This window comes from Acinetobacter sp. YH01018, from assembly GCF_013420295.1.
GTDB lineage: Bacteria > Pseudomonadota > Gammaproteobacteria > Pseudomonadales > Moraxellaceae > Acinetobacter.
Genome location: NZ_VOYL01000099.1, coordinates 1 through 3,374, shown reverse-complemented (window position 1 = coordinate 3,374; position 3,374 = coordinate 1). Strand labels below are relative to the sequence as shown.

Genomic DNA, 3,374 nt, shown 5'->3' with positions numbered 1-3,374 from the left:
TCTTGGGTAAGATGAGTGTAGTTCATGATGCAACTTTGACTTTGGTCGGTCGGAAGCAAAATACTAGCTCATCTTGCTTCCTTCCAATAATTTAATCTCTGTTGCACTTCATTTGAGAATCTAAGATTAAAAAAAGGCTGAAAAACCTTGATAAATAAAATACGAACCGACAGTTGCTAACAGGCAGGCAAAACATCTTTTCAGCATGGCTGGCGATAGTTTATGCGCTACTTTTGCACCTAATTTAGCCGTCATAAAACTCATGACACTAATACCAATAAAGGCATAGATATGCACATAGCCAATACTATGCGGTATTTCAGTTTCGGTATTGGAACCAAACCACATAAAGCCTAACGCACCAGCAATAGCAATCGGCAAGCCGCCTGCAGCCGAGGTGGCTACCGCTTTCTGGATCACTACGCCATGACGGCTTAAATACGGTACGGTCAAGCTGCCACCACCAATACCGAATATGGCAGAGGCGATTCCGATTCCACCGCCAGCTAGAATCTGCATGGCTCTGGAAGGTAAATGATGATTCGGGTCCACCGCTTTGCTTGCACCATTAAACATGGTATATGCCACCCAAAGGGCAAAAAAGCCGATCAATAATTGCAAGCCCTGACCCGACATATAGTCCGCAATACCGGCTCCTAAAAATGCCCCTAAAGCCAGTCCCGGCGCTAAATTACGAAATACATCCCACATCACCGCGCCTCTTTTATGGTGCGCTGTGACCGAGCTGATGGAAGTGACAATAATGGTCGCTAAAGATGTACCCACAGCCAGATGCATAATCACCGATGGATCATAATGTAATTGGGTAAATACAATATAAAGAATAGGAACAATAATCAGGCCGCCACCAACACCAAACAGTCCAGCAGCAAAGCCCGCCATTGCACCAATCAATAAATATATGATTAACTCCATTATTCACATTCCACGGTTACTTAGATTTAAATGGATTTAGAGACCCGACAGCTGCAAAAAATCCTCGATGATGCCCATCAGCTTCCTGAAGTTTTGCTACTCAAACCTGTCACCACGTCGACCAATGACGATGTACGTGAAATTGCACTGAAAGGCGTGCACAGTGTTCTGGTTTGCAGTTCCAAACAGACTCAAGGTCGTGGACAGCGTCAACGACAGTGGGTATCGCCTGAAGGCAACATCTATTTAAGCACATTGCTGAATACGCGAACAGCCATTGATGGCCGGCTGGCGCTTGAAATCGCACTGAATATTTTACAAATGCCGAGTTTGCAAAATTTATATTTGCAAGTGAAATGGCCGAATGACCTGTATAGTCGACAAGGTAAATGGGGCGGCATTCTGGTTGAACCGATTTCCCCTCATCAGGTCATTGTCGGTGTCGGGATTAATCTCGAACCTGTACCTCAAGCACAGATTGACCAGCATGCGACGTCATTGCATGAGTTAGGATTACAGGATACTTCCCGTATTCAGCTGATTGCTGAACTGTATATAGCGATTCAGCAAGCCAGTGCATGGTTTGATCATGACTGCTATAACCTGGCGGCACGTTTTAATCATTATGCGGCTTTTATAAACCAGGCTGTTGAATTTGAAGACCATTCGGGAGTATGTTCAGGTATCTTCCAAGGCATTCAGGATGATGGTTCGGTCAACATTGACACCCCTGACGGCTTAAAACAGTTTTATCAAGGGCGTTTACGCCGCCTGAGTACCTCTCTTTAGAGAAATGCAATGAAGAATTTATGGCTGGATATCGGCAATACCCGACTCAAATACTGGATTACTGAAAATCATCAGGTAATTGAACATGGTGCAGAACTGCATCTGCAATCCCCTGCCGAACTGCTCCTCGGTTTAATCCAGCATTTTAAAAGTCTGGATCTGCAACAAGCCGGGGTGTCTTCGGTTCAGGACAAAAAGAACAATGAACGCATCCAAAAAATTCTCAAGTTTTTAAATGTTCCGGTGACTTTTGCCAAAGTTCATGCCGAATATGCCGGCTTACGCTGTGCCTATGAAGATACCAGCAAGTTCGGGATTGACCGCTGGCTGCAAATGCTGGCTGTCGTGAACAATCCGGAGCAAAAATATTGTGTGATCAGTTGTGGAACTGCACTGACCATTGACCTCACCGATGGCTTGCAACACTTGGGCGGTTATATCCTGCCGAACCTGTATTTGCAGCGTGATTCCCTGATTCAAAATACCAAAGGCATCAAGATTCCCGATGCCATATTTGATGAGCTTAGCCCAGGTCGCAATACCATCGATGCCGTTCACCATGGCATTCTGCTCAGTCTGGTCAGCACCATTGAAAAGGTCCTGGAAAAATACCCAAGCCAACTGATTTTAACCGGTGGTGATGCACCACTATTTGCTAAATATTTGACAGCTTATCAGCCTGTTATTGAGCATGATCTGTTGCTGAAAGGGCTGCAAAATTATATTTATTCCTTGGCTGACGCCTGATTTTAACGAATAGGATTTAGCGAATCAGATAAGGTTGTATCGTCTGCCAGACTTCCGGCAGTTCGGTGCAGCCTTTTATAAAAATGAATGGCTGAATGTGTGCATCCGGCAATTTACCTCATTACTTGCATAAAGATTGCAATAGATTCCCACCAGATTAATGCAGCAGCAAAGGTTTTAGCACATCCCAGACCTGGTTAAATTCATCAAAACCATCACTGCGCATAAAATGCCCGGCATGGTTCACCTCCTGCATCTGGGCATTAATGTAATGACCTAGCAGTACAGCTTTGGGCGGTGACACATAAGGATCATTACAGGAAAACAGTAAAAATCGGGTCGCAATCTGTTTTTGCAAAATAGCCATGTCTAATTTTGCCTGCCGAATAAAACCCTCCAATTCGGGTAATGCAGTGAGTTTATCCTTAAAGCCAGCCACCAGTATCAGCCCTTTAATTGAAGTCTGACTGAGTGCCTGAGTCAAAAAATGCAGACTGGCAAGACAACCTAAACCATGCGCGACAATAATGCTTTCTGAATCTAAATGGGGTATTTGCAGCTGTATTGCTGTTTGCCAGCTTTGAAAATTTGGTGCGTTCGAATCGGGTAAGATTAGTCGCCTTGCCAGATGGCCTGAATGCTGAATTTGCTGGCTAAGCCAGGGAAACCAGTGATCATTAGGAGAAGCTTGATCACCATGCACAATATAAACTTGCTTTTGTAATTGTGACATATCTGTTCTTCTTATTATAAATTGTAGAATGAGTCATATTTCAATTGGCGGATTCAAGCGGCAAGTGCAACAGTATAAAAACCAGCCATAACTTCACTCGGTGTATGCCAACCTAGTGTTTTTCTAGGACGATGGTTGAGTGCAAATTCTATCTGCTCTATTTGTTCGT

At 44.1% G+C, this 3,374-nt stretch carries 4 protein-coding genes and 1 pseudogene; 2 read left to right on the top strand and 3 right to left on the bottom strand.

What is annotated here, in order from left to right:
* Nucleotides 1-126: 126 nt before the first annotated feature.
* Nucleotides 127-936 (bottom strand): sulfite exporter TauE/SafE family protein, encoded by an 810-nt coding sequence (locus FTT83_RS15645; RefSeq protein WP_086196090.1) that lies wholly within the window; start codon nucleotides 934-936, stop codon nucleotides 127-129.
* Nucleotides 937-966: 30 nt separating this feature from the next.
* Here FTT83_RS15645 and FTT83_RS15640 point away from each other — a divergent pair, with 30 nt between their 5' ends.
* Both FTT83_RS15640 and FTT83_RS15635 read left to right on the top strand, forming a co-directional pair.
* Nucleotides 967-1,725, top strand: a complete 759-nt coding sequence (locus FTT83_RS15640) for a biotin--[acetyl-CoA-carboxylase] ligase (protein WP_180176836.1) — start codon at nucleotides 967-969, stop codon at nucleotides 1,723-1,725.
* A gap of 9 nt (nucleotides 1,726-1,734) precedes the next feature.
* The gene (locus FTT83_RS15635) at nucleotides 1,735-2,472 is read left to right on the top strand and encodes a type III pantothenate kinase (protein ID WP_180081991.1); all 738 of its coding nucleotides are present in this window, start codon (nucleotides 1,735-1,737) and stop codon (nucleotides 2,470-2,472) included.
* Nucleotides 2,473-2,629: 157 nt separating this feature from the next.
* Here FTT83_RS15635 and FTT83_RS15630 read toward each other — a convergent pair whose 3' ends face one another.
* Complete coding sequence (locus tag FTT83_RS15630) at nucleotides 2,630-3,205, bottom strand: alpha/beta hydrolase (RefSeq protein WP_180042516.1); 576 nt, start codon at nucleotides 3,203-3,205, stop codon at nucleotides 2,630-2,632.
* A gap of 53 nt (nucleotides 3,206-3,258) precedes the next feature.
* Nucleotides 3,259-3,374: pseudogene (locus FTT83_RS15625) on the bottom strand (IS30 family transposase); the annotation flags it as partial.